A 25224-nucleotide genomic window follows, 5' to 3' on the forward strand; every position below is an offset into this window, starting at 1 on the left:
TGTTATGAACTTTGTCAATTTTCCAGGGCGCTATTCCCGTCGGGAAGTGTAACGCAAGGTGCCGATCGTGGCACCTGCCAGGAGTCAATAGATGATGAGTCTTGAGTGTCGGGTGCCACCGCTGCTGCTGTTTGGCCTGATCGTGGTGGCCATGCTGGGATGGGGGGACGCTGCCGAGAGCGGCAGTGGCGCCGGCTGGCGGCTGGCCGCTCTGTTGTTGGCGGTGCTGGGCACTGTGTTTGGCTTGGGGGGCGTGCTGCGCTTTCGCCGCCAGGGCACCACGGTGACGCCGCTGCACCCCGAGCAGGCCAGTGCGCTGGTAACGGGCGGGCTCTATCGCCTCAGCCGCAATCCCATGTACTTGGGGCTGCTCTGCTGGACGATGGCGCTGGCCTGTTATCTGGGCGGGCTGCTGGTGTGGCTCGGTCCGCTGCTGCTGTGGGGCTGGCTCAACCGCTGGCAGATAGTGCCAGAAGAGCGAGCGCTGCAGGCCCGCTTTGGCGATGCCTATGCCGACTATTGCCGGCGGGTGAGGCGTTGGTGCTGAGCCTTGCCGTGTCGCCATAAAGAAGCATAAAAAAACGGCCCGCGTCTGCGGGCCGTTTTGATGGCGGTGATGCGGGGATCACGCCTTGGCGGTGTCCACGTCACCCAGAGGTTCGGTTTCACCCAGGCTGTCTTCGCTCTTGGCGACCACGCTGGCGGCGATGGCGTTACCCAGCACGTTGGTGGCGGAGCGACCCATGTCGAGGAAGTGGTCGATGCCGAGCAGCAGCAGGATGCCCGCTTCCGGAATGTGGAACTGGTTGAGGGTGGCGGCAATCACCACCAGAGAGGCGCGCGGTACGCCGGCCATCCCCTTGGAGGTGACCATCAGCAGCAGCAGCATGGTGATCTGCTGGGCCATGGAGAGCTCGATGCCGTAGGCCTGGGCGATGAACATCACCGCGAAGGTGCAGTACATCATGGAGCCATCCAGGTTGAAGGAGTAGCCCATCGGCAGTACGAAGCTGGCGATGCGTTTGTCACAACCGAACTTCTCCAGACGATCCAGGGTTTTCGGGTAGGCAGCTTCGGAGCTGGCGGTGGAGAAGGCCAGCAGGATCGGCTCGCGGATCATCGCCAGCAGGGTCACGATGCGGCGGCGGATAAACAGGCTGCCCATGGCGATCAGCAGCAGCCAGAGGCAACCCAGCGCCAGGTAGAACTGTGCCATGAAGGTGCCATAGGTGGCCAGGATGCCGAGCCCTTCCTTGGCGACCATGGCGGCAATGGCGCCAAACACCGCGAAGGGAGCGAAGTTCATCACGTAGCCGGTCACTTTGAGCATGATCTCGGCGGCGCTGGCCATCAGCATCACCACCGGTTTGGCGGCATCACCCAGCGCGGCGGCAGCCAGCCCGAAGAACAGGGAGAACACCACGATCTGCAGGATTTCGTTGGTGGCCATGGCCTCGATCACGCTTTTGGGAATGGCGTGGGTGACGAAATCCTTGAGGGAGATGGCGCTGGCAACCACGCCGGAGCTGGCGGTGTCGTCAGGCAGGGAGAGGGAGAGCCCCACGCCCGGTTGCATCAGGGTGACCATCACCAGACCCAGGGTCAGTGACAGCAGGGAGGCCAGCATGAACCAGCCCAGGGTTTTGGCGCCGATACGGCCCACGGTGCGGGTATCGCCCATCTTGGCGATGCCGACCACCAGAGTGGTAAACACCAGGGGGGCGATGATCATCTTGATCAGACGCAGGAAGATATCGGTCAACAGGGTGATGTCGCTGGCAAAGCTGGCGGCCTGGTCAGGGGCAAACATGCGATAGCCCTGGCCAGTCAGGATACCAACCAGCATCGCGATGAGGATGGCAACCGTCAATTTGTTCATTTTCATGGGGTGGGTCCCAGTTTTGATAAGTGCAGAGCGTTTCAAGCGGCAAGGGTGCCGCTTCAGTCCGTTTTTGTGATCCGAGCCGTAGATTCCTGACAGCCGGTGTGCTGGCAGCATGCCTAATCCGGGGGGGTAAATCCAGCGCCTTGTGGCAGAATTTTATCTTGTCATTAGTTGTATGTGATATAGATCTTGCAATTTGGCTATATTAATCGCTGTTTATTTTAATGTTTGCAAGATAATCGGCTTTCAAGATTTGGTCGTTTTTCGCGCTGCGAGTGAGGGTGAAGATGAGCAACGCCGAGATGCGGTGTTCCACGGTGCGCTGCTCCAGAAAGGGATCTGGCTCGTCGTCATCGAACCCGAACAGGGGGCGACTTGGCGTCACCCTGACCGCGTCCCGTTGCAGGGTCAACTCATTGATCTCAAGCCACTGATAACCTTCGGCTTGTGCCACTTCGCCCGCCCGTTTCAGCACATACTTGCGAGCGGTTTCCCGGCTCACCAGATCGTTGCCGACAAATTCCAGCTGCCACTTGTCAGGCCCGAGCCGGGTCTGGGAGAAACCGGTCCGGCCGTTCCAGAATGACGGCTGGCTGTGATAAGGGGTGGCGCAGCCGAGCAGCAGGAGAGCGCAGAGGCCGAGCCACTGCAGACGCTGGCAAAAGGGGCGGGGAGAGGGCATCTCGAACACCGGTTGGCAACACAGGGCATCACTACAGCACAAACCGATCGGTGACACAATGCAGGCCGCGTGGTGCCATGTTGCACCAAAAAGAAAAGGCCTTGTCATCTGACAAGGCCTTTCTCGGGGAATTTGGTCGGTGTGAGAGGATTCGAACCTCCGACCCTCTACACCCCATGCAGATGCGCTACCTGGCTGCGCTACACACCGACGGAGTCAGCTCGGCTGACGGGGGCTGAGTTTATGGAGATGGACCCTGCCTGTCAACAGCGGAAATTCCACTCCGGGATCGTTCGCCTGCTTTGCGAGCAATCTGCGCTTAAAGTGCCGCCAATCGCCCAAAAACCGCGCATGACAGGGCCGTGAGCGGCTGCAAATAAACAGGCCGCCCGGGTGGGCGGCCTGTGATGGTGCTGTGGTGACAACGCACATAAAGAGGGATCAGCGGGTGAAGGTGAGCCGTTTGCCCAGCACCTCGTTGGTGACCTGGCCGTTTTGCCAGGCTATTTGACCATTCACCAGGGTCATCTCCACCGTGCTGTGGAAACGGTAGCCGTTGAAGGGCGACCAGCCGCACAGATAGAGCAGGTTGCTGTCGTTGACCACGTAGGGCTTGCCCAGATCCAGCAGCACCAGGTCGGCGAAGTAACCCTCGCGGATGTAGCCGCGATCCTGCACCTGGAAGCGCTCGGCCACCGCGTGGGAGGTCTTCTTGACGATGGTCTCCAGCGAGAATACCCCGTTGTGGTAGAGCTCCAGTAGGGCCAGCAGGGAGTGCTGCACCAGCGGCACGCCGGACGGCGCCTTGAAGTAGCTGTTCTGCTTCTCTTCCCAGGTGTGGGGGGCGTGGTCGGTGGCGATGATGTCGAGCACGTCATTGCGCACCGCATCCAGCAGGGCGTGCTGGTCGGCGGCGCTCTTCACCGCCGGGTTGCACTTGATCTGGCTGCCCAGGGTGTCGTAGTCCGCTTCGTTGAAGAACAGATGGTGAACGCACACCTCGGCGGTGATGTTCTTGTCCTTGAGATCCTTCAGATCCGGGGTGGCGGTGAAGAGCGACAGCTCTTTGGCGGTGGTCAGGTGCAGCACGTGCAGCTTGGTGCCGTACTGCTTGGCCAGGGAGACCGCCAGGCTGGAGGATTTGTAGCAGGCGTCGGCGCTGCGGATGCGGCCGTGCTCACGCATCGGCACACCCTCGCCCCACTTGGCGCGGGCTTCGTCTTCCAGCACCTTGATGGTGGGGGTGTCCTCGCAGTGGGTAACGATCATCACCGGGCTTTCGCGGAAGATGGCGGCCAGGGTCTCCTGATTGTCCACCAGCATGTTGCCGGTGGAGGCACCCATGAAGATCTTGATGCCGCAGGACTGTTTCGGATCGAGCTTCTTGATCTCTTCCAGGTTGTCGTTGGTGGCGCCGAGGTAGAAGCTGTAGTTGGCGGCGGAGGAGTTGGCGGCTATCTGGTATTTGGCTTCGAGGGCATCGAGGGTGGTGGTCTGGGGATTGACGTTGGGCATTTCCATGAAGCTGGTGGTGCCACCGGCCACGGCGGCCCGGGATTCACTGGCGATGGTCCCCTTGTGGGTCAGCCCTGGTTCCCGGAAGTGGACCTGATCATCGATCATTCCGGGGATGAGGTGACGGCCCGCGGCATCGATCACCACTGCATCGGGGGCCTGGATATCCGGGGCGATGCGGGCGATCCGTTCCCCCTCGATCAACACGTCGGAGGCATAGATGCGGCCTTCATTGACCAGGGTGGCATTCTTGATAAGCAATTTGTTCATGGGGGAGTCCGGTTCCTTTGTCAGTGATCGCGGGTCATAATAGCGCAAACCGCCCTTTCTCTGTAGCAAGGCCTGACTGATGAAGTTATTTGTAAAAGATTTGACCGTGATCGACTCCAGCTATCTGTGCGAACGCCGCGGTATGGTGGGGGAGAGCTGGCTGGTGGACATCGAAATGAGCGGCGAGCTCAACGAGATGAGCATGTTGCTGGACTTCGGCCGGGTCAAGAAACTGATCAAGTCGATCATCGACGACGAGGTGGATCACAAGCTGCTGGTGCCGACCGAGTGCCCCCTGGTGCAGGTGGCCCAGCTGGACGGTGACGAGAGCACCGTCGATCTGCTGCGGCCGGGCCGCTCCATTCACCTGCGCTGCCCGAGCCAGGGCTTTGCCTTCATTCCGGCCCCTCAGGTGGACAAGGAGTCCGTCACCCGCTATCTGCTGGCGGTGCTGGCCAAGCGGCTGCCGGGCAACATCAAGGATCTGTCGCTGACCCTGCGCCAGGAGGCCATCGACGGCGCCTTCTACCACTACAGCCACGGCCTCAAGAAGCACGACGGCAACTGCCAGCGCATCGCCCACGGCCACCGCTCTCCCATCGAGATCCACGTGGACGGCGAGCGCGACCAGGAGCTTGAGCTCAACTGGGCCGAGCGCTGGGCCGACATCTACCTGGGGACCGACGAGGATCGGGTGGCCCTCGGCGATCTCGCGTTGAGCGAGCAGGCCAAGGCCATCCTGCAAGAGGCTGGCGAGCACTACGTCGGCTTCAAGTATGTGGCACCGCAAGGGCTGTTCCAGCTGGCCATGCCGGCGGTGGAGGTGGAGATGATCGACACCGACACCACCATAGAGCTGCTGGCCCACTACATTGCCCGCGAGGTGAAGAAGAGCGTGGGCGACAAGTTCATCAAGATTGTCGCCTATGAAGGGGTGGGCAAGGGCGCCATCGCCTACGCCTGATCTCGCGCCGCTTGCCAGTAAAAAACAAGGCCCCGCATCTGCGGGGCCTTGTCGTTGCCGGGGCTGGCGTAGGCGTCAGGCACTGAGCCGGAAGCGCTTGACCAGGCTCTCCTGCTGCTCGGCCAGCGAGTCGAGCTGCTGGCTGGTCTCGGCCACCCGCTCTATGCCCTGATAGTTGAGATCCGAGATGTCGGAGATGCGGTTGAGGTTGGTGGCGATGTCGGCGCTGGTGGCCTGCTGCTGCTCGGCGGCGGAGGCGATCTGGCTCGACATGTCGCTGATGAGCACCACTATGCCCTGCACCTCTTCCATGGCGTTGTTGGCGTGGGAGCTCTGATCCATGCAGCTGTCCATCTCGCGCGAGCACTCCTGCATCACGGTCACCGCCTTGGCGACCCCCTGCTGCAGGTTCTCGATCATGGTCTGGATTTCGCTGGTGGACTGGGCGGTGCGCCCGGCCAGGCTGCGCACCTCGTCGGCCACCACCGCAAACCCGCGTCCCTGCTCGCCGGCCCGCGCCGCTTCGATGGCAGCATTGAGGGCCAGCAGGTTGGTCTGCTCGGCGATGCCGCGAATGACGTCGAGGATGTTGCCGATCTGGCCGCTCATGGCACTCACGTCGCCAATCACCTTGCCGGTCTGCTGCAGCTTGCCCGCCAGCTGGTGGGTGGTGGTGATGTTGCCGGCCATCACCTTGCGGCCGGTCTCGGAGGCTTTCTCCACGTCCATCACCCGCTCCAGGGTCTGGTTGGCGGCCTGAGCCACCTCGCGCACCGAGGCCTCCATCTGGGTCATGGCGGCGGCGACCGAGGCGGTCTCCTGGCGCTGTTTCTCCAGATCCGCCCGCACCGATTCGGTGGTGTGGCGGTTGTCGTGGGCGGCGTTGTTGAGCTGGGCCGACGCCTGGGAGAGCTGGCTCAGCACCTCGCCCATCTGCTCGATCAGCAGGTTGACCTGGCTGCCGAGCCGGCCGAATTCGTTGTTGCTGCGAAAACCGATGCGCTGGGTCATGTCGCCCTGAGTCACCTCGGTCAGCACTCGCAACAGCTCCTTGAGCGGACGGCGAATGGCCTTGCCGAGGGTGTAGGCCACCAGGATGGCGATGGTGATGGCGATGACCAGCGCCACCCCCTGGGTGAGGGTGCTCTGGGTCTGCACCTTGCCGGAGGCGCGGATGCTATTGTTCATCAGCTGCTGGCTCTGGGCGGTGATCTGCTCGAGCTTGCTCTGGATGTTGACGATGAGCTTGCTGGCCTGCTTGCTCTGCTCGCGCATCCGCTCCTGCTGCTGCATCAGCGCCAGGTACTGGGCCAGCACGCCGTCGCTGGCAGTGGTGTCGCGCACGAAGCCGTGCACGTAGTGGCCCATGTTGTTGTCAAAGTCCTTGAGCTCCCCCTGCAGATCCTTGATGGTGCTGTTGAAGCCCTCGATCTGCATCTTGTTGCGCTTGAGCGCCGCCTCGATGGGGGCGGGAATGCTCTGGTTGAGCGCATCCATGGTGGAGAGCTCGATGGCAGAGAGCTTGGTGGTCAGGGTCTCGGAGAGCATCTTGATGAAGCTGTCGTCGACGGTCACCATCATGTCCCCCAGGTTCTTCTTGAACTGGGGCAGGCTGACCTGGAACTGGCCCTTGGCCTGGTTCACCTTGTAGAGCCGGGTGAGCAGGGCCTGGTGTTCGGTGGGCAGGGTGTCGGTCAGCTGCAGGTAGTCCTTGACCAGCTGGTTGAGCGCGCCGAGCTCCCCCTGCAGCTCCGGGTGTTCCGCCGCCTGCCGGGCGAGGGTGGCGAGAGTCTGGTCGACCAGTGCCTTGGCCTGCTGCAGCTCGGCCACTTCGGCCGGGATCTGCTTGAGATCCTGCTCGGTCAGCACGTCGGTGAGCCACTTGTTGGCGCTGAGCAGGCTGATCTGGGTCTGGCTGCTGGCGATCACCAGCGGCATGGTCTGCCGGGTGACCTGATCCAGCGCCTGATTGAGCTCGCTCTGGCTGCGGAAGGTGAGTACCGAGGTGGCCGCCATCACGGCCACCAGGATGGCAAAGCCAAGATAGACCCTCTGCAAGATGGAGAGGTCTGACATTGTTTGTTTCATTATTGTCCCGCTGTATATGCAAAAGTCCCTTGCCTGAATACCCCGTCCATTTGATACCCTGCTACCACTGTGGGCGAGCAACGTCGGCAGACGTCTTCCGGCTATCGGTATTTTTAACAATAACTGAAGAGAATGGGACAACGGCTGTGTCAAATGTCGGCTTGTGTCACACTTGCCGGGCCTTGATGACGGGCGTTGGAACCGCTTGAGACAGGCATTGAATTTTCTTTTTCATATAAAGGAGTTATCCATGGCGCAAGAAACCATTTTCAGCAAAATCATCCGCAAAGAGATCCCCGCCGACATCCTTTATCAAGACGACCTGGTGACCGCCTTTCGCGACATCCAGCCCAAGGCCAAGACCCATATCCTGATCATCCCCAACGTGCTGATCCCCACCGTCAATGACGTGGAGCCGGATCATGAGCTGGCACTGGGCCGGATGTTCACCGTGGCCCGCAAGCTGGCCAGCGAGGCGGGCATTGCCGAGGATGGCTACCGCCTCATCATGAACTGCAACCGCCACGGCGGGCAGGAGGTTTACCACATCCACCTGCATCTGGTCGGCGGCCAGCTGCTGGGACCCCTGCTCAGCCTGTGATGCCGCGCCTTCCACTGGCCGGCCTGCTGCTGGCCGGTTCCCTGCTGGGGGGCTGTGCCTCCCACTGGCAAGACATGTTCGTCTCCTATTCCGATCAGATGGTGCCGCTGCGCAACCAGCTGTTATTGGGTCATGCCGCCGAGGCGCTGCCCGAGGTGCGCGACTCCACGCCGGGGGACGATACCTATGTGCTGGACCGGCTCGAGCAGGGCCGCATCGCCTGGCTGGCGAGTCAGGATGCCGCCAGCAAGCAGGCCTTTGCCGCCGCCGACAGCCGGCTGGCGTGGGAAGACAATCAGGCCGAGTACCGGGTCAGCCAGGGGCTGGCCCAGGCGGGCAGCCTGCTTACCAATGACCAGACCCTGGCCTACCGGGCGCCCGATTACGAGCGCACCATGCTGCACCACTATCTGGCTCTCAACTACCTGCAGCGCGGGGATGCCGAGGGCGCCCTGGTGGAGGTGCGCCGCGCCAACCAGGTGCAGGAGCAGGCCCTCAAGCGGCGGGCCGACGAGGTGCGCAAGGCACAGCAAAAGAGCGAAGAGGCCGAGGCAGAAGGGGAGATGCGCCAGCTGATGTCGCGCGGCGCCCCCGAGCTTGACCGGCTGATCGGGCGGGTCAAGAACGGTTTTCAGAACGCCTACACCTTCTATTTCTCCGGCGTGCTCTATGAGGCGGCCGGCGATCTCAACGATGCCTGGGTCGACTATCAGCGCGGCTACCAGATAGCGCCGGACAACCGCAGCCTGCAGGATGCCTTGCTGCGCCTGGCTGTGCTGCGGGGCGCCGCGGACGAGATCCGCGAAACCGAGAAAAAGGTGGGTCGCAAAGCACCACCACTCACTAAAAATCAGGGCCAACTGGTGGTGCTGTTTGAAGATGGCCTGATCCCGGCACGGCGCGAGCTGTTCCTGCCGCTGCCCATCGCCACCTCCGGCGGCGATTTTCGCACCTTTACCGTCGCCATCCCCTATTACGATAATCGGGCCAGCGACACCGGGCCGCTCACGGTATCGGTGGGCAAGCGCGTCGAGCAGACCAGCGAGCTGGTCAGGCTAGAGGCGCTGGCGGCCAAAGATCTGCAGGAGCGGCTGCCCGGCATGCTGACCCGCCAGGCGCTGCGGCTGGTGGCCAAGGAGCAGGTGCGGCGCACCGCCGCCAAGGAAGGAGGGGATGTGGGCAACATTCTGGTCGGCATCTTCAATACCCTCTCGGAGCGGGCTGACACCCGCAGCTGGTTGACGCTGCCGGCCCAGGCAGCGAGCTGGCAGGGGATGCTGCCTGCGGGTGACGTGAACCTTACCCTGGGGGCGGGGGCAGCGCAGCGGCAATTGCCGCTCACCATCCACCAGGGACGCACCACCCTGGTGTGGGTGCAGCGGCTCGGCGCCGGGTTGACGACGCGGGTGATGCCGCTGTGACGGCGAACGATGGCAATACACATGAGTGACCGGTCGGGCCCCTCGGGGTCGCCGGCAAGGAGAGCAAGATGAAAGCACATGGGTTGGCTCTGGGCCTGGTTCTGCTGCTGGCAGGCTGCGCCACCAATACCTCCGGCGTGGCGCTCTATGGGGCGGCGGGTGCCGCGCCAGTGGCGGAGCAGCATCAAAACGTCAATGTCACCCTGACCGAGCTCAGCCGGCGCGAACAGAATGGCCTGCTGCAGGTCAATGTGGCGGCGGCCAGCACCCAGCGCGGTGACAACAAGCTGCAATACCTGTTCTATTGGTATGATGAGGCGGGGCAGGAGGTGGCCAGCGATGGCCGCGGCTGGACGCCGCTCAAGCTGCACGGCTATCAGACCCGCACCCTGTCTGCCCTGGCGCCGAGCCCGGCTGCCCGGGGCTACCGGATTTACGTACGCGAAGTGATTGAGGAATCCTACTGATGAAAATGAATCATGCCCTGCTGATCCTGACCGGCGCCCTGCTGCTGGGCGGCTGCTCCAGCACCACCGTCAGCTATGGCGATCCGACCGAAACCGAGACGGTGACCGTCGATTACGGTTCCAGCGATCTGCAGGCCATCGCCGACAAGATGGCGGATTCCATGCTGGCGTCGCCGGCCACCAGCGAGATCACCGCCGGCGGCCGTCCGGTGATGTTCATGGACTCCATCCGCAACAAGACCTCCGAGCACATCGATACCGAGGCCATCACCGACACCATCCGCACCAAGCTGCTGCGCGCCGGCAAGTTCCGCTTCGTCGACATGAGCAAGGTGGCGGCGGTCAAGCAGCAGCTCGAATACCAGCAGAGCAGCGGCATGGTGGATCCTGCCTCCATGGTGCGCCTTGGCAAGCAGACCGGTGCCCGCTACATGGTCTATGGCAACCTCGCCAGCATCGTCAAGGACAACGGCAAGGTGAAGGATGTCTACTACCAGATGACCATGAACCTGATGGATCTGCAAAACGGCGAGCTGCTGTGGGCCGATCAGAAAGAGATCCGCAAGCAGGCCAAGAAGTCCACCTTTGGCTGGTAAATCGAGCGAGGCCTCTCTGGCGGCCACCGAGGGCGCCCTGCTGGCCCGCCTGCCGCCGCCCTGGCGTTCGGGCCGGCTGGAGTCATTGGCCAGCGGCCTGACCAACTGCAACTATCGACTGCGCCTCCCCTCGGGGCGCAGTCACTTTTTGCGCCAGGGCCACCCCGATCCGGTGCGCCTTGGCATCGACCGGGCCACCGAATGGCAGCTCTATCAGGGGGCCGTGGGGCAGGGACTGGCTTTGCCCTGCCATCACAGCGATCCTGCCACCGGCCTGATGCTGCTGGACTGGTGCGATGAGCCGAACTGGCTGGCGGCGCCGCCCCCGGCTGCGTTGCAGCCAGCGCTGCTGGCCGGGGTGCTGACGCGGCTGCACCGGTTGCCGGTGCCGAGCGTGGTGATGGCGGTGCGGGCCCACAGCGCCGGCTATCGTGCCCGGCTGGCCCGGGTGCCTGCCTGGCTGCCGGCGCTGGAGCGGGGGCTGCTGGCCAGCCGCGAGCCCGCCGATTGCTGGCTCCCTTGCCATCATGATCTCAATCCGGCTAATTTGTTGGGGAGCCGGCCCTGGGTCATTGACTGGGAGTATGGCGCCGCCGGGCATCCCGGTTTCGAGGTGGCCAGCATCCAGCGCACCCACGGCTGGCAGGATACCCAGCGCGAGGCGCTGGAGCAGGCATATTGCGAGCGGGCAGGGGGGCCTGTCGGACCACGCGGCTTTCAGAGCCGGGCCTTTTTACCCTGGGTCGATTACATAGGGTTGCTGTGGGCGCTGCTGATGGCCGAGCAGCAGCCAGGGCCTGACTACCAGGCGCTGATCGATCTCAACCGGCAGCGACTGGAGTAGGCATCAGGCATTATGAATCATCCGTTGCGTCAACCCTGTTTCATCAACATTGGAGCCCTGCATGGTGACCACCTTTTCCTGGCGCAAGCCCAGTAGCTGGAGTCTGCTGCTGCTCTGTCTGCTGCTGGCCGGCTGCTCCACCCGGGTCGTCTATTACTGGCTCGACGTGGCCATCGTCTGGCAGCTGGACGACTACTTCTCGCTGGATCGCAGTCAGAAGCGGCTGCTGGACAACGAAGTGAAGGGGCTGATGGCCTGGCACCGCCAGCGAGAGGTGCCCCGTTATGCCGACGATCTCGATGCGCTGGCCAAGGCGGTGGCGAGCCCCATGACCCCGGCTCAGGTCTCCCGCCATCTGGATGCGGCCCAGCAGAGCCTGACCCGCACCCTGGAGAACACGGTGCCGCGGGCGGTGCGGCTGGCACGCACCCTGACCGAGGCGCAGGTGGCCATGTTCATGAAGGACCGGCTCACCCGCCAGGCGGAACGGGAAAAGGAGTTTGCCGACAAGCCCAGGGAGGAGATGCTCAAGGAGTTTCGCGACAAGATGAACGAGCGGCTGGTGTTCTGGATTGGCGAAGTGAAACCGGCCCAGGCCCCGCTGGTGGCCCAGTGGGCCCAGTGGCAGTACGAGCTGCAGGCCCCCTGGCTTGAGTTTCAGACCGCCTGGACCAAGGAGCTGGACCGGCTGATGAAGCAGCGCCAGAGCCAGGACTTCGGCGCCCAGCTCACCGCCCTGCTGCAACAGGGGGACGGCCTGATGGATGGGCGCTTCACCGGCTACACCGATCAGTCGCGCCAGCGCACCGTCAACTGGCTGAGCGATCTCAGCCAGTCGCTGGACATCTCCCAGCGAGCCCACCTCTACAGCCTGCTCAAGGGCTATGCCCGCGATTTCAGGCAGATGTCGGAGGGATAATGGCGCCAAGGGGGCCGCAGGGCAGGGGCCGGCCGGCCCCCATGCCCTTGTTCTGACGGGGCCCCTGTGGTAGTTTGCCCTTTCTATTATGCGGGAATTAACTTTTTGAGCCTGACCGACAAAGTGAAACTGGCGCTGATGACCCTGCTCATCACCCTCGCTCTGTTGTTCTCTACCCTCTCGGTGGAGGGGGTCAAGCTGCCCGCCTCCCAGCAGTCGACCCAGCAGGTACAGCTGATGGGGGATACAGTGGCGCCGACCGATGGCGGCCAGGTGATCCACAGTGCCAGCGACAGCGACGACGGGGTCGTCAAGTTCGTCAGCTCCCACCAGAATCACCTGCTGCGGCTCGAACACTCCCTGCGCAGCGATCATCAGCCCGGCAACGTGGTGTACCAGCTGATCATGAGCTGGTCCCAGCAGGCGATCCTGCTGCTGCTGTGCGGCCTGCTGTTCTATGCCGCCCTCTTCTATCGCAAACACAGTTTCCGCGATCGGTTTGCCACCATCCATCGGCACCGGTTGCAACGCCAGCACCTGCAATACCGTTTCTGTCAGAGTTACCTCGCCTGATCCCGATGGGGTCCGGTCCTTTCGCACCACCTCATCGCCTCCTGATGCCTGCTCACCGCGCGTGAACGGGCCACTGTCTCATTCGTATTTTCTTGCGTGCCGCCTGCGTGGCGAGTGCGCAGCCTTCTCCTGACAGAGGCTGATCTCATGAGAAAAAAGAGTCGTATCACCTTGAACCGCATGAACATGTGGCAGTACGCCCTGCTGCTGCTCATGCTGTTCACCTTTGCGTTTTACTCCCTGCCCACCTTCTTCGGTGAGCAGCCCTCCCTTGGTCTGCACGGCCAGACCAGCCTGACCGAGGCGCAGCGTACCCTGCTGGCCGACAACCGCATCGAGCCACTTAAACAGGTGCAACAGGGCGAGCGGGTCGAGCTGGTGTTTGCCAGCCAGGCCGAACAGCAGCGCGCCAAGCAGCTGCTGGAGCAGCAGGGCTATGACAGCTCGGCGCTGACCCTGGAGTTCTACTCCAACGCGCCGGGCTGGATCAGCCAGCTCGGCGCCGCCCCCATCAAGCTCGGGCTGGATCTGCGCGGCGGCTCCCAGCTGCTGATCGGGGTCGATCTGAGCTTCGTGGTCGACAACCAGACCAAGAACCTGGTGGACATGCTGCGCACCCAGTTTCGCGAGGCGCGCCTGCGCGGCGCCAACGTGGCCCGGGTGAGCGAAGGGGAGGTGAGGGTGATTTTGCCTGAGGTGGCCGACCAGGCGCCCTGGCTCACCATCATCAAGGATTCCGCCGGCACCCGGCAGGATCAGTGGAGCCTCAAGCGCAGCGGCAACGAGCTGCGGCTGGTGATGAGCGAGGCCGAGCGTACCCTGCTGGCCAACAACGCGGTGACCCAGAACCTGTCGATCCTGAAAAAGCGGATCAACGAGCTCGGCATCGTCGAGGCCTCGGTACAGCGCCAGGGGCAGGACGGCATCCGCATCGAGCTGCCCGGGGTGCACAATCCCAAGCAGGCGAAAGAGGTGATCGGGGCCACCGCCTCGCTGGCCTTCTATGAGGCCCAGGCCGATAGCCGCTTCTTCATGGCGGATCGCAACGGCCAGGCGGTGGGGCTGGCCCGCAAGCCGGTGCTGACCGGCGAGCACATCGTCGATGCCCGAGCCAACATGGGCGAGATGGGGCAACCCCAGGTCAACATCGTGCTCGACAGCCTGGGCGGCAGCAAGATGAACCAGTTCAGCCGCCAGAACGTGGGCAAGCCGATGGCCACCGTCTTTACCGAGTACAAGACCAATGCCGAAGGCAAGCTGCGGGCCAGGAGCGAGGTGATCAACGTCGCCACCATCCAGACCGCCCTTGGCAACCAGTTCCGCATCACCGGGATCGGCAGCCTGCCAGAGGCCCAGGAGCTGGCCATGCTGTTGCGCGCCGGTGCCCTCACCGCGCCCCTCAAGATCCTGGAAGAGCGCAGCATAGGCCCAACCCTGGGTCTGCAGAACATCGAGGCGGGCTTCACCGCGCTGGCGTTCGGCATGGCGGGCATGATGCTGTTCATGATGGCCTGGTATCGCAAGTTCGGCTGGGTCGCCATCACCGCGCTCATCGCCAACCTGCTGATGCAGGTGGGCATGTTGGCGGTGCTGCCGGGCGCGGTGCTGACCCTGCCGGGGATCGCCGGTCTGGTGCTCACCGTCGGCATGGCGGTGGATACCCACGTGCTTATATTCGAGCGGATCAAGGACCGGTTGCGGGAAGGGGGCTCCTTGGCCAACGCCATCGACTTTGGTTACCGCTCGGCGTTTCGCACCATCTTCGATGCCAACATCACCACCTTGATCTGCGCCGTGGTGCTCTATGCCATCGGTTCCGGGCCGCTGCAGGGCTTCTCCATCACCCTGATCCTGGGCCTCATCTCCAGCATGGTGACCGGCATCTGGGGCACGCGCGCCATCATCAACCCCCTGTGGGGCAAGAGCAGCGCCAAGCTGCTGAGGGTGTGACCATGACTGTCCACCACCTGTGTCATCGCGCCGCGCGTTCGAGCCTGCTCCGCGCCCGCGTCACGCGCTTCCCTGGGGGAAGCTCGAGCCATCTGCTGTCGAGGGAACAACAATGCTGAGAATGATCATTGCCATGGGACTGACCCGCTGGCGTTATATTGGCCTGTGGGCCTCCGTGCTGCTGACCGTGGCGAGCATCGCGGTGCTCGCCATCAACGGCCTCTCCCTCGGTCTCGACTTCACCGGCGGCATCCTGCTGGAGTTTCGCATCCAGACCCTGAAGGAGGCCCATGAGCTCAACGCCCTGTTGACGGCCCCCCTGGCGGGTGTGGTCGAGCTGCACGGCGCCGGTGTGCCCGGCGAGTGGCTGATCAAGCTGCCGCCCCACGAGCTGCCCTGGGCGGCCGAGGAGCTGGCGGTGATGCTGGGTCAGCAGCTCAACCTGCCGGTGGAGCTGCTGCGCACCACCATCGTCGGCCCCCAGGTGGGCGCCGAGCTGTTCCAGCAGGGGATGCTGGCGGTATTGGTGGCCTCGCTTGCCATCTCCGCCTATCTGGCGGTGCGCTTCGAGTGGCGCCAGGCCATCGGCATCCTGGTGTCGGTGCTGCACGACGGTCTGGTGGCGTTGGGGCTGCTGGCGCTGTTCAACATCGAGTTCGATCTCAACGTCATCGCCGGCCTGATGGCGGTGATCGGCTACTCCCTCAACGACAGCATCGTCATCTCCGACCGCTTGCGGGACTTGCTCAGCTCGCGCACCCAGATGGGGATCCACGACTGCTCCGACGTAGCCATCAAGGCCACCTTCAGCCGTACCATGATCACCTCGGGCACCACCTTGTTCACGGTGGGAGCCCTGCTGCTGTTCGGTGGCGACGCCCTTTACGGTTTCTCCTTCACGCTGTTCGCCGGCATCCTGGTGGGCACCATCTCCTCCATCACGGTGGCCTCCACCGTGCAGGAGCTGCTGGGGCTCTCGCCGCAGGCTTACCAGAAAAAAGAAGAGGAGCTGGCGGAGGCGGCGTGAGCTTCATCGACGGCCACCAAACTGTGGACCTACCGGCTCATCCGAGCGGAGATAAATAGCGAGAAGGAAGACGATATGTCTTCCTTCTTTTTTTGGCCGGCCGGCGCAAACGTAGTCGAATCTTTTTCGCATTCAGATTTCGCCTGCTGCCAGCGAGGATATTTTAAAGATTGGATCTGACCATTGGCAGTGGGGAAGGAGAGAGTGCTGGCAACAGTGACAGATGTGCAAGGAAGAGCACATTTTACGGGCCATCCGGAGGTTGCCCATCGTCTACACTGCAATGGAGTTTATTAATGGAGAAAGCAGTTATGAACATCGCTCGTCGGCTTCAACTTATTGCCCTGCTGGTGATGCTGGCACTGGCATTTCTCAGTTGGTTCAGCATAAACAGACTCTCTGCTGCAAACAGCGATCTCGGATATGTGACCGACAATACGGTCCCCAGCATCTCCATCATCAAACAGGTACAAGCCGATTTCTATGCATTGCATGCCTTGATCCAGACCCATGTGCTCAATACCGACAACAACAAGATGAGTCAGATTGAGACTGGCATTGCAGATCTTCGTACTGAAATCAGTTCTCTCTTGAAAAAATACGAAGCCGAGATGCTGTCCAACGAAGAGGATCGGCAACTGACGACGGATGATCAGCGCATCATTGAGCAATATTATCAGGAGATAGAAAAGGTCCTGATATTGTCTCGCGATAATAAAAACACCGAGGCCAGAGACTTTATCGCCAATAATGTCATGCCACTGTTCGAGCTGTTTTCCAAGGCCATAGATAAGCATGTTCACTTCAATGTCAAATTGGGCGAAGCGGTCAAGTTGCAGAGTGAAAAGAACTACGACAATAGCCTCCAGACCATGTTGTTTATTTCTGGCGGTACGGGAATATTGACCCTGGCTCTGTTTATCTGGTTATTCAAACAGGTTGCCAATCCACTGCGACTGGCGATGGTTACGCTCTCCGATATTCAACATAATTTGAACTTTACCTTGCGGGCCAAGGTGGTTCAGCAAGATGAAATTGGTTTGACACTCTCTGCCGTCAACCGTCTTCTGGATACCTTACAGCAAACCTTTACCGAGTTTTCAGTGGGCAGTCTACAGATAAAGAGCACTGCCGAGTCGCTCTCCCAGGCGGCTCATCATCTTGCCTCGTCGGCGAGTCAGGCAAATGATGCCACCAGCCTCATTGCCGCCGGGGTGGAAGAGATGACGGTGAGCATCACGGATATTTCCCAGCGAACCCAGGAGGCCAGCCGCATCACCAATGAATCTGGCAAGCTCGCCAGCGATGGGGGGACCACGATAGACAGAACGGTGAAAGCCATCAACGAGATCGCAGAGGCCATTCGTCAGGCTTCCAGCGAAGTGTCGGCATTGGGCGATGGCATTTCCCGGATCGGTGGTGTCGTGAACGTGATCAGCGATGTGGCGGGGCAGACCAATTTGCTGGCGTTGAATGCGGCCATTGAAGCCGCGCGAGCGGGTGAACAGGGGCGAGGTTTTGCCGTGGTGGCTGACGAGGTGCGTAAACTGGCGGAGCGGACGGCCCAATCGACCAGGGAGATCTCGGAGACGGTGGAGTCTATTCAACAGGGTTCCCAGCTCACGGTTGCCAAGATGGTTCAGGTGGAGGAAAAAGTGTCACAGGGGGTGGCCATGGCCACTGAAAGCGGGGAGATCATTACCCAGATCCGTCATGCTTCCCATCGCGTCATGGATCAGGTCGGTGAGATCACCATCGCGATTCGCGAACAGAGCTCGGCGGCGGAGTCCATTGCCCATCAGGTGGAGCAGATTGCCCAGGTTGTCCAGCAGACCAGCAGCACGGCGGAAGAGACATCGGCAGCGGCGGAAGAGCTGAATGTGACCACCGAGAATATTCACCAGCAGATCTCTCGTTATCGCATCCAGTGATCACAGCGAGTGCCAACTCCCCGCCACATGGCGGGGATTTTTTTGTCGGTCAGAAACCTGAACCCGGTTGCAGCAAGAAGGCGGCCTCCTCGGCCGTGTCCTGGCGGCCCAGGATGGCGTTGCGGTGGGGGAAGCGACCAAAACGCTCGACGATCACCTGATGGCGGCGGGCAAAGTCGGCAAAGCCGGCGAAGGTCTCCCGCGCCGGGCCATCTGCCTGCTCGGTCGCCAGCCCCTCGAACAGGGTCACGCTTCTGGCCTGCTGCTCGCGGGATTCGGCATGCTCCAGCGGCAGGTAGAAAAAGACCCGCCCCAGCGGCGGCAGTGCCAGATCTGCCTCCAGAGAGAGCCCCTTGAGGCAGAGATCCCGCGCCTTGGCATCCTGGGCAAAGGCGGCGGGGGTGCCGCGGTGGATGTTGCGCGGCAGCTGGTCCAGCAGCAGGATAAGGGCCAGCCGGCCCTCGGCCGCGTCGGCCCAGTGGGCGAGCTCGCCGGCGGCGGCTGCGGCGGCCAGGTCACCGAAGCGGCTGGCGAGCAGGGCGTCGGTGTCGCTGTTTTTGCCCCACCAGAGGGGTGCTTGGCGTTTGGCGCGGGTGACGTCGTCGGTCTCTTCGCCAAACCAGAATGTGATCAGCGGTTGCCAGGGTTGCATGGAATACTCCTTAGGCCTGCGGGCACCGGATGAAACAAGGCCAAATGACCCTGATGTGGTTGCTGCCGAACGGGCGGCTTCTCGTTACACTGTGCCATCTTTTCCCGCAATAGGGATCCCCCTTCGGCCGGAACCGGTTGGTCGGTCCTGTCGGATGACATGGCCAATGTACTCGATGGTGTGGCGCTGATGATGTGGCCAACAAGGGCGCGGTGTGCTGCGGGAAGCTCTCTTCTACTGACATAAGGATATCTCTGATATGGCCGGAACCAGTTTGTTGGCCCTGCCGGGCGATATTGCCAGCGTGCCGGGCGACGTGGCGCTGATGACCAAGGTCGTGGCCAACAAGGTCGTGGTGTGCTGCGGGAAGCTCTCTTCTACTGACATAAGGATTCTCTGATATGGCCGGAACCAGTTTGTTGGCCCTGCTCGACGATATTGCCAGCGTGCTCGACGACGTGGCGCTGATGACCAAGATGGCGGCGAAGAAGACCGCCGGGGTGCTGGGGGACGATCTGGCCCTCAATGCCGAGCAGGTTTCCGGGGTGCGCGCCGAGCGGGAGCTGCCGGTGGTGTGGGCGGTGGCCAAGGGGTCGTTTCGCAACAAGCTTATTCTGGTGCCTGCCGCCATCGCCATCAGTGCGCTGGTGCCCTGGCTCATCACCCCGCTCCTGATGCTGGGGGGCGCCTACCTTTGCTTCGAGGGGGCCGAGAAGCTGGTCCACAAGTTTCTGCCCCATGAGGCGAGCGAGGGGGAGGCACACACCGCCCCCATTCCCGATGATCTGGTGGCGTTTGAACAGCAGAAGATAAAGGGGGCCATTCGCACCGACTTTATTCTGTCGGCCGAGATCATCGTCATCGCCCTTGGCACCGTACAGGGGGCGAGCCTGGCGCTGCAACTGTCGGTGGTGGCGGGCATCGCCCTGCTGATGACGGTGGGGGTCTACGGCCTGGTGGGGCTCATCGTCAAGCTCGACGACATCGGCCTGCACCTTCTGAAAAAACCCGATGGCAGTGCCTTGCGCCGGGCGGTGGGGCAGGGGCTGCTGGTGACGGCGCCGCGACTGATGCACCTGCTGGCACTGGTCGGCACCATCGCCATGTTCATGGTGGGGGGCGGCATCCTGGTGCACGGCTGGCCTTTCGTGCATCACCTGATTGAAGGGGCGGCCGCCGCCGTGGCTACCTTGCCTGCGGTCGGCGCCGCCCTCGCGCTGGTGACGCCGACCCTGCTCAACGCAGTGGCCGGCGTGGTGTCCGGGTTGGTGCTGGTGCTGGCCATGACCCTGGTGAGCAAGCTCAAGCCCGCCAAATAGTGGCGGCGGGCTGACCATCGCGGGGCATATCCCTGCGAGGGGGGGCATCCCGTCAGAGACTGTCTCGTCTGTTGCCTCGGATGGGGGCTAGGCAAGGGCCTGCCCCCTTCGTACTATCCGGCTGACACCCGCTCACAGAGGCGGGGTCAGCCCACATGGACGCAAACAGACAAGGAAGGTCATGAAACCACCCGTTTGGCTGGATGATCACATCTATGCCGCCCCCGACTGCCCGGCGATCGACGCCGATTTCCAGCGTGCCCGCGAGGCCCTTAACCGCCTGCCACCCCTGCTGGATGAACTCACCAAAACCAACGACATCAATGCCTTGCGCCATCTGCTTCGGGCCATCCGGGCCTGCTGGAGCGAGGTGCGCCGGCTGGAGTGGAACTGCCAGACCTACGGTTACAACCGGCTCAGCCGGGATGGGCGCGACGAGGCGGCCCGGGTGCTGCTCTCCCGCGGCCAGCAGTTGCAGGCAAGCCTGGCCCAGCTTTGCAAGCCGGTGACCCTGTTCTGGGTGCGCGCTCCCGAGGAGCTGGTGCGCGCCTTGCTGCAGGATCCCGAGCTGTTCGAGCTCGCCTACGCCATTCGTCACGACCGGCGCCAGCAGGATCAGTGGCTCTCTCTGGAGAGTGAGCAGTTGATCGCGGGGCTGAGCGTGGACGGCCTGCAGGGGTGGGGGGATCTCTACGACAACCTGGTAGGAAGGCTCAGGCCGGTGGTGGAGGGGCAGCCCATGGGGCTGGCCCAGGCGGACAACCTGCTGGCCCACCCGCAGCGGGCGCGGCGCGCCGCCGCCTGGCACGCCATCCAGGCCGCCTGGGGGGCAGAGCAGGAGACGGTGGCCGCCATCCTCAATGCCATCAACGGTTGGCGCAACGAGCTGACCCGCCAGCGTGGCAGGGCACGCAGGTGGGATGCGCTAGACGTTTCCTGCCATCAGGGGCACCTGGAGCGGGTCACCCTGGAGACCCTGATGACGGCGGCCGGCGAGCACAAGGAGCTGGGGCGACGGGCCCTGCGCGCCATGGCCTGTGCCCAGCAGATTAGTGATTTCGCCCCCTGGGATCTCTATGCCCCGGCGCCGGCTGTGGCGAGCGGCCTTATCAGCTTCGAGCAGGCGCTGACCCTGGTGGCCGACGCCTTCGCCGGCTTTGACCCCGAGATGGGGGCCTTTGCCCGCATGATGGCTGCCAATGGCTGGATTGACGCTGCCCCGAGTGAACACAGGCGCAGCGGTGCCTACAGCACCGAGTATGCCGATCCGCCCGAGCCGCGGGTGTTTCTCACCTTCGAGGGGACCCTGGACAACGTCATCACGCTCGCTCATGAGTTGGGGCACGCCTGGCACAGCTGGCTGCTGCGGGAGTTGCCGCTGGAGCAGCGTGACTACCCCAAGACGCTGGCGGAGACCGCCTCCCTGTTTGCTGAGGCGCTGGTGCGCGATGCCCTGCTGGCGGCCACCGACAACATGGAGCAGCGCCGGGCCATCGCCTGGCTGGACGGAGAGCGCGCTGCCAGCCTGCTACTCGACGTGCCAGCCCGCTTTACCTTCGAGCGGGCCCTGGTGGCGGCACGGGAGGAGGGGTACGTGGGGGCCGGCCAGCTGCGGCAGATGATGAAATCGGCGCAGCAGCAGTGTTATGGTGACACCCTGAGTCAATATGACGAGCTGTTTTGGGCCAGCAAGGGCCACTTCTCCATCGCCGAGCTCGGGTTCTACAACTACCCATATCTGTTTGGCTACCTGTTCAGCCTGGGGCTCTATGCCCAGCAGGCGCGGGCGGGGCGCGAGTTCGTCCACGCCTATCGAGAGCTGCTGCGCGACACCGGCCGCATGAGCGCAGAAGAGCTGGTGGAGAAGCACCTGGGGGTCGACATCCGTGAGCCCGCCTTCTGGCAGGAGAGCCTCGATTATGTGGAGGAGGCGGTTGCCCGCCTCGAGCGGCTGGTCTAGGCAGCACGGCGGTTTTTATCCTGGTGGCGGGCCCTGTGGCTCGCCACGCGCATTCAAAGGGGCTCGGCCCCGCAACCTGATGATGAGCATTTGATGCAGCAACGAATCTACCCACAACAGTGGCAAAACCAGCATATCTATCCCGCCCTCGACTGCCCGCAGGTGGCCGCCGATCTCGCCCTGGCGCGCGCCAGTGTGGACGAGCTTGGCCTGTTCCTCGAGGGGCTTGGCGCCGTGCGGGAAAATGCGCAGGCGCTGCAGGATTTCTTGCGCGAGGTGCGGCTGCGGGCCCAGCGCATTCGCAACATCGGCTGGAACCTGGCCGTGCTGGCGGCCTGTCGGGGCAGTCAGGATGCCCGCGACGAGCTGGCCAAGCAGCTGGCCTCCCGCGCCCGCGCCCTCAATGCCGATCTGTTCAAGACCCTGGCCCCGGTCGAGGATCTGATGCTGGTGCTGCCGGAGCCCGAATTCGAGCAGCTGATGGCCGACGCCCTGCTGGGGGAGGAGGCGTACCGGCTGCGCCACGAGCGCCTTTTGCAGGATCAGCGCCTGCCGGTGGAGGCGGAGCAGCTGGTGATCGGCCTTGGCACCGACGGTCTGCACGCCTGGGGCAACCTCTACAACGATCTGGTGGGCAAGATCCGGCTGGTGATCGATGGCCGCGAGATGGGGCTGGCCGAGGCGAGCAACCTGCTCTCCAGCCCGCTGCGGGCCCTGCGCCGGGAAGCGTTCGATGCCATCAGCGCCGGCTGGGAGGGGGAACAGGAGACGGTGGCCGCCATTCTCAACGCCATCAATGGCTGGCGGCATGAGCTTTCGCGCCAGCGCGGCCGCAGTCGCCAGCTCGATGCGCTCGACCTCTCCTGCCATCAGAGCCACATCGAGCGGGCGACCCTGGATACCCTGATGCAGGAGACCTGGCGCGCACGCGGGCTGGGTCAGCGGGCGCTGGGGCTGATGGCCGAGCGCCTCGGCATCGAAGAGCTGGGGCCGGAGGATTTGTTTGCCCCGCCGCCTGCCGCGGTGAGCCGCGAGATCCCGTTCGAGGAGGCCATCGAGATCATCGCCGAGGCATTCTCCCGTTTTGATCCCGAGATGGGCGAGTTTGCCCGCATGATGGCCGAGAAGGGGTGGATCGATGCCGCGCCCACCCCCAACCGGCGCACCGGGGCCTACTGCACCAAGTTTGCCGAGCCGGTGGAGCCGCGGGTGTTCATCACCTATGCCGGCACCATGGACAACGTCATCACGCTCGCCCATGAGCTCGGCCACGCCTGGCACAACTGGCTCATTCGCGATCTGCCCATGAGCCAGCGCAGCTACCCCATGACGCTGGCCGAAACCGCCTCCATCTTCGCCGAGACCCTGGTGCGCAGCGCCCTGTTCGAGCAGGCGCAGACCCCCGAAGAGCAACAGGCCATCGCCTGGGCGGAAGCCGACGGCGCCGCCACCTTCCTGGTCAATATCCCGGCCCGCTTCGATTTCGAGCGCGCCCTGGTGGCGGAGCGGGCGTCTGGCTATGTCTCGCCGGCGCGGCTCAAGGCGCTGACCGACGAGGCCTGGGGCCGCTGGTATGAGCAGAGCCTGTGCCGCTATCCCCCCCTGTTCTGGGCGGCCAAGGCGCACTTCTCCATCGCGGGCTTGGGTTTTTACAACTACCCCTACCTGTTCGGCTATCTGTTCAGCCTCGGCGTCTATCAGCAATTGATGAGCCGTCAGGCTGCGGGGGAAACTAACGTGGCCCAGGCCTATCGCGACCTGCTGCGCGATACCGGCCGCATGAGCGCCGAAGATCTGGTGGTCAAGCACCTGGGCCAGGACATCCGCCAGAGCGCCTTCTGGCAGGGCAGCCTGGCGCTGGTGGCAGCGGCGGTGGATCGCTTCGCCCAGACCCGCGGCTAACACAGGCTTGCTGAATGAAACCGCCGGGCAGCCATGCTGCCCGGCGGTTTTTTATGAGGCGGGTTTGCCTGGCTGCGGCTGAGCGGGCGGGCGTACCGGCCCCACTAGCAGGGGCCTCGGCTGGTGGCGCAGATCTGGCTGGTAGCCGTTGAAAAAGAGGTTGAGCAGCACCGAGCTGAGGGTGGCCAGCAGGATGCCGCTGTGAAACAGCGGTTGCAGGGCGGCGGGGAAGTGCTGGAAGAAGTGGCCGGAGACGGTGGGGATCATGCCGACACCTAGGCTGATGGCGACGATGTAGAGGTTGTGGCGATTGCTGTTGTAGTCGGCCCTGGCCAGGATGCGGATGCCGGTGGCCAGTACCATGCCGAACATCACGATGCCGGCGCCCCCCAGCACGAAGGGGGGAATGGAGGCGACCAGCACCGACATCTTGGGCACCAGGCCGAAGGCGAGCAGGATCCCCCCCGACATGACGCAGACCCAGCGGCTCGACACCCCGGTCACGCTCACCAGCCCGATGTTCTGGGAGAAGGAGGTGTGGGGGAAGCTGTTGAAGATGCCGCCGATGATGGTGCCGATGCCATCCACCCGCAGGCCGCGCACTATGTCGCCCCGGCTGGCCGGGTGGCCGACGATGTCGCCGAGCGCCAGAAACATCCCCATCGACTCGATGAAGGTGATCAGCATGATGACGGTGAGGGTGGCGATGGAGATGGGGTCGAAGGTGGGCCAACCGAAGGCGAACGGCACTATGGGGGCGAACCAGGCCGCTTCACTCAGACCGTCCAGGCTCACTTCCCCCATGGCGATGGCCACTCCGAAGCCGAACAGGATGCCGAGCAGCACCGAGATGTTGCTGAAAAAGCCCTTGGTGAAGCGGGTCACCAGCAGGATGAAGGCCAGCACCAGAAAGCTGGTGCCGATGTAGCGCAGGCTGCCGTACTCGGGGTTGCCCTTGCCTCCCGCCATCCAGTCGATGCCCACCTGCATGATGCTGATGCCGATGGAGGTGATGACCACCCCGGTCACCACGGTGGGAAAGAGTGGCATCAAGCGGCCGATGAGTGGCACCAGCAGGGTGGAGAGGATGCCGGCGGCGATGGTGGCGCCGAAGATGCCGGTCAGCCCCAGCGCCGGGTTGGCGCCGATGGCCAGCATGGGCATGACGGCGGCGAAGGTGACCGACATGATGACCGGCAGGCGGATCCCGGCGAAGCGGCCGATGCCAAGGCACTGCAGCAGGGTGACGATGCCGCAGCAGAAGAGATCCGAACTGATGAGATAGGAGATTTGATCCTTGGGCAGTCCCAGGCTGCCGCCGATGACCAGCGGTACCGCCACGGCGCCGGCATACATCACCAGCACATGCTGCAGGCCAAGGGTAAAGAGCTGGCCGGGGGGGAGCAGGCGCTCCACTTCATCGATGGCGCGGCCCTTGGCCGCCCCGGGGGGCTGGGTCTGGTTCATGAACAGATCACTCCTTGCGACCCGGCGGCGATAGCCGGGCAAGATGGGGCAGGCTGGCTGTCCCGTTCATGGATGGGGTCCGGGTCGCCCTGGATCCGGCCGCGCAGGCGAAGATTGCCTTCACGCGGTATCGCAGGGGAGTGCAGGAACCGTGCTCAGCCGGCATGCATGGGTGTCTGTTGGCCCTGTTT

The 25224-nt window shown here is 63.3% G+C and carries 22 protein-coding genes and 1 tRNA gene; 16 read left to right on the forward strand and 7 right to left on the reverse strand.

Features of this window, described 5'->3' with window-relative positions; translation table 11 throughout:
• Positions 1-91: 91 nt before the first annotated feature.
• A complete protein-coding gene (locus AACQ43_RS10585) occupies positions 92-547 on the forward strand; it encodes a methyltransferase family protein (protein WP_168967220.1) in 456 nt (151 codons plus the stop codon).
• Positions 548-625: 78 nt separating this feature from the next.
• Here the strand turns inward: AACQ43_RS10585 and AACQ43_RS10590 are convergent, their stop codons facing one another.
• From AACQ43_RS10590 to AACQ43_RS10605, 4 genes are all read right to left on the reverse strand, one after another.
• On the reverse strand, positions 626-1885 hold the full coding sequence (locus tag AACQ43_RS10590) for a dicarboxylate/amino acid:cation symporter (RefSeq protein WP_168967221.1): 1260 nt from the start codon (positions 1883-1885) through the stop codon (positions 626-628).
• 205 nt (positions 1886-2090) lie between these two features.
• Positions 2091-2567 carry a CC0125/CC1285 family lipoprotein gene (locus tag AACQ43_RS10595; RefSeq protein ID WP_168967222.1) on the reverse strand — a complete coding sequence of 159 codons (477 nt, stop codon included), beginning with the start codon at positions 2565-2567 and terminating at the stop codon, positions 2091-2093.
• 133 nt (positions 2568-2700) lie between these two features.
• A tRNA-Pro gene (locus AACQ43_RS10600) sits at positions 2701-2777 on the reverse strand.
• A gap of 231 nt (positions 2778-3008) precedes the next feature.
• Positions 3009-4352, reverse strand: a complete 1344-nt coding sequence (locus tag AACQ43_RS10605; RefSeq protein ID WP_168967223.1) for a dihydroorotase — start codon at positions 4350-4352, stop codon at positions 3009-3011.
• Positions 4353-4431: 79 nt separating this feature from the next.
• Between AACQ43_RS10605 and AACQ43_RS10610 the strand changes: the two genes are divergently transcribed.
• A complete protein-coding gene (locus AACQ43_RS10610) occupies positions 4432-5316 on the forward strand; it encodes a 6-carboxytetrahydropterin synthase (protein WP_168967224.1) in 885 nt (294 codons plus the stop codon).
• A gap of 75 nt (positions 5317-5391) precedes the next feature.
• On the opposite strand, the gene AACQ43_RS10615 is transcribed toward AACQ43_RS10610, so the two are convergent.
• Entirely contained in the window at positions 5392-7392 is a 2001-nt protein-coding gene (locus AACQ43_RS10615) for a methyl-accepting chemotaxis protein (protein WP_241872192.1), read from the reverse strand.
• A gap of 262 nt (positions 7393-7654) precedes the next feature.
• Between AACQ43_RS10615 and hinT the strand changes: the two genes are divergently transcribed.
• The 10 genes from hinT to AACQ43_RS10665 all read left to right on the forward strand — a co-directional run bounded on the left by hinT (position 7655) and on the right by AACQ43_RS10665 (position 17733).
• Positions 7655-8005 (forward strand): purine nucleoside phosphoramidase, encoded by a 351-nt coding sequence (gene hinT / locus AACQ43_RS10620; RefSeq protein WP_168967226.1) that lies wholly within the window; start codon positions 7655-7657, stop codon positions 8003-8005.
• Positions 8005-9426 carry a COG3014 family protein gene (locus tag AACQ43_RS10625; RefSeq protein ID WP_168967227.1) on the forward strand — a complete coding sequence of 474 codons (1422 nt, stop codon included), beginning with the start codon at positions 8005-8007 and terminating at the stop codon, positions 9424-9426. The genes hinT and AACQ43_RS10625 overlap by 1 nt, the downstream gene beginning before the upstream one ends.
• Positions 9427-9494: 68 nt before the next feature.
• Positions 9495-9893, forward strand: coding sequence for a YcfL family protein (locus tag AACQ43_RS10630; RefSeq protein WP_010633660.1), 399 nt, complete (start codon positions 9495-9497; stop codon positions 9891-9893).
• Complete coding sequence (gene lpoB, locus AACQ43_RS10635) at positions 9893-10489, forward strand: penicillin-binding protein activator LpoB (protein ID WP_005302153.1); 597 nt, start codon at positions 9893-9895, stop codon at positions 10487-10489. Before AACQ43_RS10630 ends, lpoB begins: the two co-directional genes overlap by 1 nt.
• Positions 10479-11333 carry a phosphotransferase gene (locus AACQ43_RS10640; RefSeq protein ID WP_168967228.1) on the forward strand — a complete coding sequence of 285 codons (855 nt, stop codon included), beginning with the start codon at positions 10479-10481 and terminating at the stop codon, positions 11331-11333. The genes lpoB and AACQ43_RS10640 overlap by 11 nt, the downstream gene beginning before the upstream one ends.
• Positions 11334-11394: 61 nt before the next feature.
• Positions 11395-12252 carry a DUF6279 family lipoprotein gene (locus AACQ43_RS10645; protein ID WP_043123699.1) on the forward strand — a complete coding sequence of 286 codons (858 nt, stop codon included), beginning with the start codon at positions 11395-11397 and terminating at the stop codon, positions 12250-12252.
• 66 nt (positions 12253-12318) lie between these two features.
• Entirely contained in the window at positions 12319-12825 is a 507-nt protein-coding gene (locus AACQ43_RS10650) for a hypothetical protein (RefSeq protein WP_339354055.1), read from the forward strand.
• A gap of 147 nt (positions 12826-12972) precedes the next feature.
• Positions 12973-14775 (forward strand): protein translocase subunit SecD, encoded by a 1803-nt coding sequence (gene secD / locus AACQ43_RS10655; protein ID WP_050438126.1) that lies wholly within the window; start codon positions 12973-12975, stop codon positions 14773-14775.
• A 112-nt stretch (positions 14776-14887) separates the two neighbouring features.
• Positions 14888-15802, forward strand: a complete 915-nt coding sequence (gene secF, locus AACQ43_RS10660) for a protein translocase subunit SecF (RefSeq protein ID WP_024944906.1) — start codon at positions 14888-14890, stop codon at positions 15800-15802.
• Positions 15803-16113: 311 nt separating this feature from the next.
• On the forward strand, positions 16114-17733 hold the full coding sequence (locus AACQ43_RS10665) for a methyl-accepting chemotaxis protein (RefSeq protein WP_168967606.1): 1620 nt from the start codon (positions 16114-16116) through the stop codon (positions 17731-17733).
• Positions 17734-17782: 49 nt separating this feature from the next.
• Here the strand turns inward: AACQ43_RS10665 and AACQ43_RS10670 are convergent, their stop codons facing one another.
• Positions 17783-18385 carry a DUF924 family protein gene (locus tag AACQ43_RS10670; RefSeq protein ID WP_168967230.1) on the reverse strand — a complete coding sequence of 201 codons (603 nt, stop codon included), beginning with the start codon at positions 18383-18385 and terminating at the stop codon, positions 17783-17785.
• 259 nt (positions 18386-18644) lie between these two features.
• Between AACQ43_RS10670 and AACQ43_RS10675 the strand changes: the two genes are divergently transcribed.
• The 4 genes from AACQ43_RS10675 (at position 18645) to AACQ43_RS10690 (ending at position 23566) form a co-directional block, all read left to right on the forward strand.
• Positions 18645-18785 carry a hypothetical protein gene (locus tag AACQ43_RS10675; RefSeq protein ID WP_168967231.1) on the forward strand — a complete coding sequence of 47 codons (141 nt, stop codon included), beginning with the start codon at positions 18645-18647 and terminating at the stop codon, positions 18783-18785.
• Position 18786: 1 nt separating this feature from the next.
• Positions 18787-19704 (forward strand): DUF808 domain-containing protein, encoded by a 918-nt coding sequence (locus AACQ43_RS10680; protein ID WP_168967232.1) that lies wholly within the window; start codon positions 18787-18789, stop codon positions 19702-19704.
• Positions 19705-19885: 181 nt separating this feature from the next.
• Positions 19886-21664, forward strand: coding sequence for a M3 family oligoendopeptidase (locus AACQ43_RS10685; RefSeq protein ID WP_168967233.1), 1779 nt, complete (start codon positions 19886-19888; stop codon positions 21662-21664).
• Positions 21665-21757: 93 nt separating this feature from the next.
• The gene (locus tag AACQ43_RS10690; protein WP_168967234.1) at positions 21758-23566 is read left to right on the forward strand and encodes a M3 family oligoendopeptidase; all 1809 of its coding nucleotides are present in this window, start codon (positions 21758-21760) and stop codon (positions 23564-23566) included.
• Between the two features lie 51 nt (positions 23567-23617).
• Here the strand turns inward: AACQ43_RS10690 and AACQ43_RS10695 are convergent, their stop codons facing one another.
• The gene (locus tag AACQ43_RS10695; protein ID WP_077096439.1) at positions 23618-25033 is read right to left on the reverse strand and encodes a nucleobase:cation symporter-2 family protein; all 1416 of its coding nucleotides are present in this window, start codon (positions 25031-25033) and stop codon (positions 23618-23620) included.
• Positions 25034-25224 lie beyond the last annotated feature (191 nt).

The organism is Aeromonas sp. DNRA1 (genome assembly GCF_963888745.1).
In the GTDB taxonomy this organism is placed as follows: domain Bacteria; phylum Pseudomonadota; class Gammaproteobacteria; order Enterobacterales; family Aeromonadaceae; genus Aeromonas; species Aeromonas hydrophila.

Coding starts and splice junctions, on each gene's coding strand:
- AACQ43_RS10670 (WP_168967230.1), bottom strand. CDS start 18,385: ATGCAACCCTGGCAACCGCTGATCACATTCTGGTTTGGCGAAGAGACC.
- hinT (WP_168967226.1), top strand. CDS start 7,655: ATGGCGCAAGAAACCATTTTCAGCAAAATCATCCGCAAAGAGATCCCC.
- AACQ43_RS10685 (WP_168967233.1), top strand. CDS start 19,886: ATGAAACCACCCGTTTGGCTGGATGATCACATCTATGCCGCCCCCGAC.
- AACQ43_RS10630 (WP_010633660.1), top strand. CDS start 9,495: ATGAAAGCACATGGGTTGGCTCTGGGCCTGGTTCTGCTGCTGGCAGGC.
- AACQ43_RS10615 (WP_241872192.1), bottom strand. CDS start 7,392: ATGTCAGACCTCTCCATCTTGCAGAGGGTCTATCTTGGCTTTGCCATC.
- AACQ43_RS10695 (WP_077096439.1), bottom strand. CDS start 25,033: ATGAACCAGACCCAGCCCCCCGGGGCGGCCAAGGGCCGCGCCATCGAT.
- AACQ43_RS10665 (WP_168967606.1), top strand. CDS start 16,114: ATGAACATCGCTCGTCGGCTTCAACTTATTGCCCTGCTGGTGATGCTG.
- AACQ43_RS10605 (WP_168967223.1), bottom strand. CDS start 4,352: ATGAACAAATTGCTTATCAAGAATGCCACCCTGGTCAATGAAGGCCGC.
- AACQ43_RS10610 (WP_168967224.1), top strand. CDS start 4,432: ATGAAGTTATTTGTAAAAGATTTGACCGTGATCGACTCCAGCTATCTG.
- secF (WP_024944906.1), top strand. CDS start 14,888: ATGCTGAGAATGATCATTGCCATGGGACTGACCCGCTGGCGTTATATT.
- AACQ43_RS10680 (WP_168967232.1), top strand. CDS start 18,787: ATGGCCGGAACCAGTTTGTTGGCCCTGCTCGACGATATTGCCAGCGTG.
- lpoB (WP_005302153.1), top strand. CDS start 9,893: ATGAAAATGAATCATGCCCTGCTGATCCTGACCGGCGCCCTGCTGCTG.
- AACQ43_RS10675 (WP_168967231.1), top strand. CDS start 18,645: ATGGCCGGAACCAGTTTGTTGGCCCTGCCGGGCGATATTGCCAGCGTG.
- AACQ43_RS10595 (WP_168967222.1), bottom strand. CDS start 2,567: ATGCCCTCTCCCCGCCCCTTTTGCCAGCGTCTGCAGTGGCTCGGCCTC.
- AACQ43_RS10585 (WP_168967220.1), top strand. CDS start 92: ATGATGAGTCTTGAGTGTCGGGTGCCACCGCTGCTGCTGTTTGGCCTG.
- AACQ43_RS10690 (WP_168967234.1), top strand. CDS start 21,758: ATGCAGCAACGAATCTACCCACAACAGTGGCAAAACCAGCATATCTAT.
- AACQ43_RS10590 (WP_168967221.1), bottom strand. CDS start 1,885: ATGAAAATGAACAAATTGACGGTTGCCATCCTCATCGCGATGCTGGTT.
- AACQ43_RS10645 (WP_043123699.1), top strand. CDS start 11,395: ATGGTGACCACCTTTTCCTGGCGCAAGCCCAGTAGCTGGAGTCTGCTG.
- secD (WP_050438126.1), top strand. CDS start 12,973: ATGAGAAAAAAGAGTCGTATCACCTTGAACCGCATGAACATGTGGCAG.
- AACQ43_RS10625 (WP_168967227.1), top strand. CDS start 8,005: ATGCCGCGCCTTCCACTGGCCGGCCTGCTGCTGGCCGGTTCCCTGCTG.